This window comes from Micromonospora sp. NPDC049903, from assembly GCF_044460945.1.
Classification (GTDB): domain Bacteria; phylum Actinomycetota; class Actinomycetes; order Mycobacteriales; family Micromonosporaceae; genus Micromonospora.
This window is the reverse complement of sequence record NZ_JBITKL010000054.1, coordinates 1-5,499: the sequence shown is the minus strand read 5'-3', so window position 1 is coordinate 5,499 and position 5,499 is coordinate 1. Positions and strand designations below refer to the sequence as shown.

At 69.3% G+C, this 5,499-nt stretch carries 2 protein-coding genes; both read right to left on the bottom strand.

Features of this window, described 5'->3' with window-relative positions; all coding sequences use genetic code 11:
* Positions 1 to 120: 120 nt before the first annotated feature.
* Positions 121 to 2,532 (bottom strand): carbohydrate binding domain-containing protein, encoded by a 2,412-nt coding sequence (locus tag ACIBO1_RS32150; protein ID WP_396753056.1) that lies wholly within the window; start codon positions 2,530 to 2,532, stop codon positions 121 to 123.
* A gap of 94 nt (positions 2,533 to 2,626) precedes the next feature.
* Positions 2,627 to 5,499 (bottom strand): family 43 glycosylhydrolase (locus ACIBO1_RS32145; protein WP_396753054.1); only part of this gene is annotated, 2,873 nt, incomplete at its 5' end.

The following is a 5,499-nucleotide window of genomic DNA, read 5'->3' as shown; positions in this document are numbered from 1 at the left end:
CGCAGCCATCGCCACCGACCCGACCAGCAAGGCCCCGGCGGCACCCGCCGCCAGCAACCGCTTCCGATTGTCTGTTCTCATCTGCTTCTCCGTGTTCCTCGTGACCGACAGTGGGAATGCTCAGCTACCGCAGGTGGCGGCGGCGTGTTCGGCAGTGCGGACGGTCGTCACGTCCGTGCCGTCGATCGACCCGGTGACCCGGACGGTCGCCGTACCCGCCGGCACTGCGGCCGTCCGGGTGGTGAACTGCTGGAACGCGCTCGCACCCGGCGCCACGGCCGACACCGACCGCTGCCCGTACGCGCTCTCCAGCACCATGTTCACCGGCGCGTCGTGGTCGTTGCGGGCCTGCACCGCCACGTACGCCTTGCCGCCGACGCACCGCGCCTGCACGCTGACCGTCACTGGCAACTCGGCGGTGGCCGCCTCGAACGCCCAGGTGTCGATCTCGAACAGGTCGGCACCCGCCGGCCCCGCGTAGGTGAAGTAGACGTCGTGCACCCCGGTCACGCCGTCGAGTGCGGTGCTGAGCTCCGTCCACTCGCCGATCGTCCCGTCGACCGGGATGGTGGCCACCACCGGCGCGGCCACGTCACCGAGCCGGAGCTGGATCGACCCGCCGGCCACCAGCGGCCGGACCTTGGCGGTGAGGCTCTTGGCCCCGGCGCCGAAGTCGACCGAGGAGAGCGCGGTCCAGTCGCCGTTGTCGATGTCGCGGACGACCAGGTTGGGTGCCGCGTCGCCGAACTGCGCGGAGCCGCCGTCGATCTTCGCGGTGGCGATGCCCTTGCTCCAGCCGAAGGTCTCCGCCTCGAACACCCGGTACGGGTCGAAGTCGCGGACCTGATCGACACCGGCGTAGTCGCCCACCACCTGGCGGATCGTGCCGTCCGCGTTGAAGCTCAGTTCCTGGATGTGCGGGCTGCGGTAGCCCTGGGTGGTGTTGCCGTTGATGCGCTTGTTCAGCGTCGGGCCGTGGTAGGTGAAGTAGTACTTGCCCTCGTACTCGAAGGCGGACTGGTGGTTGTTGCCCCCGGTGCCGGTGCCGAAGAACTGCGACTGGTTCGGGAACAGCACGCCCGCATAGGTCTCCTTCGGCCAGACCATCGGGTCGTCGGAGATCATGTAGCCGATCTGGCCACCGCCGGGGTAGCCGGGCAGCGGCGTCTGGTTGCCACCGAAGTCGTTGCCGCCGAAGTGCGACGAGTACGACAGGTAGTACTTGCCCTCGCGCTTGAACACCTGGGCCGCCTCGAAGGCCACCGGAGCGTCCACGACCGCCGCCGAACCCTCGGTCGACACCATGTCGTCACCGAGCTTGATTGACCGCAGGTTCTTCGGGTTGTTGAACCGCTCGGCTGCCGGCATGGTGGTCGCCGCCGGGCCGCCGCCGAAGTAGAGGTACGCCTCTCCGTCGTCGTCCACGAAGGGAGCGGGGTCGAACTTCCAGGCGACCGCCTCGGCACCCGGGGTGCGGCCGTCGATGAGCGTGCTGGTGCGCTCGCTGGTCCACGGGCCCACCGGCGACGCACCGGTGATCACGTTGCTGGAGCCGCCGCCGTTGGCGTAGTACAGGAAGAACTTCTCCTGCCCGTCGACCACCTTCTTGGCCATGCCGGGCGCCCAGGAGTTGTTAGTGAACGGCGCCACGCCGTTCGGCCCGGCGACCTGGATCTCACCGTGGTCCGTCCAGTTGACCATGTCGGTCGTGGAGATGACGGTGATCTGGTTGATGTCGCCGTAGTTGATGCCCGGCGAGACACCGGTGGTCGGGTTCGGCGCGTACCCCTGGGTGTCGTTGGTCATGTACATGTAGACCCGGCCGTCGTGGACGAAGCCGTACCCGTCGGCACCGAACTTGTGCCCGATCAACGGGTTGTGCTCGCCGGGCAGCTTGCCGACCACCTCGATGGTCTTCGACGCCGGCGGAGGCGGCGCGGCGCCGACCACCGACACCTCGTCGAGCGTGAAGTCCATCAGGTGCACGTTCGGGTCGGTGGCCGGGTTGCTCGTCCACGGGGTCTCGAAGAACAGGCGCGCCGTCGAGACACCCTGGCTCGCCGGGATGGTGAACTGCCCGTTGACGTGGGCCCACTGACCGCGGTTCGCGGTCACGCTGACCAGGTTGGTGTAGGTGGAGCCGCCGTAGTGCATGGTGGCGAAGAACTGCTTCGTCGCGGGCGAGGCCGCGTTCTCGTACTTGATCCGGGCGCTCAGGGTGTACGTCTGCCCGGCCTGGACCTTGCCGGAGAGGTCCTGCATCGGGCCGGACCCGGTGGTCGCCCGGTTGGTGACCCGCACCGCGCTCGACCCGGCGTAGGCGTCGGTGGTGGGGGAGAGCGTCGCGCTGTCGGTGGCGTTGCCGTTGTTGACGAACCAGTTCGCCAGGCCGTTCTCGAATCCGCCGTTGACGACGAGGTTCGTGTCGGCGGCCTGGACCGGTGCCGCCGCGACGAATCCGGCGAGCATCACGCCGGCCGTCGCGATGGCGGCGACCCGTCGGCGGGCCCCCGTTCGTGGACGAGGTGTCACGAGATGTCCTCCTTGGTGTGGAACGGGCAGGGGAGTTCATCGGCACCCCGGAGCCGGCGTGGGACCGGCTCCGGGGCAGATCGGACGGGCGGGATCAGCCGCCGCAGGTGCCGGCCGGGTACGCCGAGGTGCGCACGGTGGTCACGTCCCTGCCGTCGACCGTCCCGGTGACCCGGACGGTCGCCGTACCCGCCGGGACGGCTGCGGTGCGGGTGGCGAACTGCTGGAACGCGTTGGCACCCGGTGCCACGTTCGGGACCGACCGCTGGCCGTAGGCGCTCTCCAGCACCACGTCCACCGGCGCGTCGTGGTCGTTGCGGGCCTGCACCGCCAGGTACGCCTTCCCGCCGACGCACCGCGTCTGCGCGGTCACGGTCACCGGCAACGTGTCGTCACGCAGCACCCCGAGCCGGGCCAACTGGAAGCTGAGAGCCCGTTCCGGTGCGTCGATCTGGTTCTGGGTGCCGAACGTGCCGGCACGGGCCGCCGTGGCGGCGGTCAGGGTGGCACGCATGGCGGCCCAGGCGTCGGCCGGGTACGCCGACTCGTCGAGCGTCGCCGCGTACGCGATGGCGGCGTCCAGCTCTCCGGTGTTCAGCGGCCGGTTCTGTGCGGTCAGCGTGTCGCTGAGCAGGTAGTGGTCGAAGTCGACGTGACCACCGGTCTGCTGGGTCGCGTAGTTGAACAGGCCGACCCGGTGCCCCATGAAGTGGGCCAGGCTGCCGTCCAGCGTCTGCGGACCCACGCGGTTGCCCAACTGCGTCCAGGTCACCCCGTCCAGGCTGTAGTAGAACGTCGTCCAGAGCTGCCCGGTCGGCGAGGCGAAGTCGAGGTCCGCCTTCACGTGTACCTCGGTGGCGTCGCCGAGCGACACCGTCGTGCCCGGGAGGAAGTTCTCCAACGTCGCCTGGTCCAGGTCGACGGCGAACGGCTGTCCCCGGTTGACCACGCCGAGCGTGTTGACCCCGCCGGCACGCTTGACCGCCACGTACGAGAAGCCCCGGTTGTAGGCGGCCAGGCCTGCGACGTCACCGTCGGTCATCCGGGAGATGTCCATCCGGGTCTCGGCGGACTGCCGGGGTCCGAACGTCCGCTGCGACAGCGTGTTGCGGGCCTCCTCAAACCAGGCCAGCTCGGCGCGGTTGGAGAGCTTGGTGTAGACGTAGTTCCCGGTGACCACCTTGCCGGTGGTCAGCCGCAGCCAGCCCTTCCGGTCGGTCAGCGACCAGTAGCGGTTGTCCGGCGCGTGGTTCCACTCCCAGGCCATGTCCAGCCGCGATCCGTTGGGCTTGATCTCGGCCTCGGTCGGGTGCTCGGTGGTGAGCGGCTGCCCGACGATCGAGACGTCGTCGATCAGGTATTCCACGCTGGAGGACGGCGGCTGCGGGTTGGCCCACGGAGTCTCCACGGCGAACTTGAAGTTGTTCAGGTTCGCGGTGGCCGGCACGGTGTACTGGCCGGTGATGGTCGTCCACTGCCCGACCGGGACGTTCGCGAACGTCATCACCTGCACGCCCGAGCCCCAGTCCGCGGCCAGGTTGAACCGTACGCTGCTCGGGCCCGACGTGTACTTGACCTTCGCCGACACGGTGTAGGTCACGCCGTGCTGCATCTTGCCGTTGAGGAACTGGTTCGGGCCGGAGCCGTTGACCGTGCGGTTGCTGACCTTCAGCGCGGACGAGCCGGCGGCCGGATCGCCGGTGTCCAGCGCCAGCGTCGCGCCGAACTGCGCGGCCCAGGGCGACACCGCCCCGGCCTCGAAACCGGCGTTCTCCAGCAACTGCACGCCGAGCAGCGACTCGTCGACCTCCGGCGCCGCCGGGATGGTCCACTCCTCGTCCATGTACGCCTTGTGCGGCGCGTCGTTGGCGAAGTCGTCCGAGACCACGATGGACTTCTGCCGCTCGAAACGCTCCTGCGCGGGACTGAGCGCGATCGGCTTGGCGAAGGGGCCCTCGACCGGCACCACGCCGTTGTTGCCGAAGGTCGGCCAGCCGTCCTCGGACCAGGTCGCGGGGATCAGCGCCGGGATGCGCCCGATCGGGAAGGTGTCCCGGAAGAACATGCCGTGCCAGTCGGTCCTGCCGCCCTCTCGGGCGATCGGCACGAGGCTGCCCTGCGCGAAGCCGTTGGAGTTGAGCACTCCGCGCGCCTCGTAGGTGTTCACCCCGCCCTCCGAGGTGTAGCGCCCGAGCAGCTCCGGCGAACGGAGCATGACGACCTGACGCCCCTGGCCGGAGGGCCAGGTGATGATGACCGCGTAGTAGTAGCCGTTGATGTAGTAGAACTGGGCGCCCTCGAAGAGGCCACCGATGAAGGGCTGGCCCGCGTAGTCGCTCGCGGTGAAGACGTTCGGGTAGTCCTGCACGATGGCGGTCAGCGCGGAGTTGAGCCGCACCGCGCTGATGTTCGCGTTGCCATAGAAGATGTACGCCGTGCCGTCCCGGTCGAAGAAGAGCGACGGGTCGTGCAGGCCCCGACCGAGTGCCGTCCGCTGCCACGCGCCGTTCTCGATGTCGTCGGTGCGATAGATGTAGGCGCCGCCGAGGTTGTTGGTGTTGAAGGCGACATAGAACATGCCGTCGTGGTAGCGCAGCGACGACGCCCACTGACCCTGGCCGTACGAGTTCTGGCCGTTGCGCAGCGAGAACGAGTCGCCGATGCTCGCCCGGTCGAAGACGTAGTTGACGATCTCCCAGTTCACCAGGTCGTACGACTTCATGATCGGTGCGCCCGGGCTCAGGTGCATGGTGGTGCTGATCATGTAGTAGATGTCCCGGCCCTCGGCGTTCTCCGCGGCCGGTACCCGCTCGACGCCGATGTCCGGCACGTCAGCTCGGAACAACGGCACCGTGTAGGTGCCGTGGCCCCCCGCGGGGGGGGGGGGGGACCAGCCGGGCGGCCCCCGGCGGGGGGCCGGGGGGGGGGGGGCGCGGGGGGGCCCAACGGCCCCCCGCCGCCCGGCGG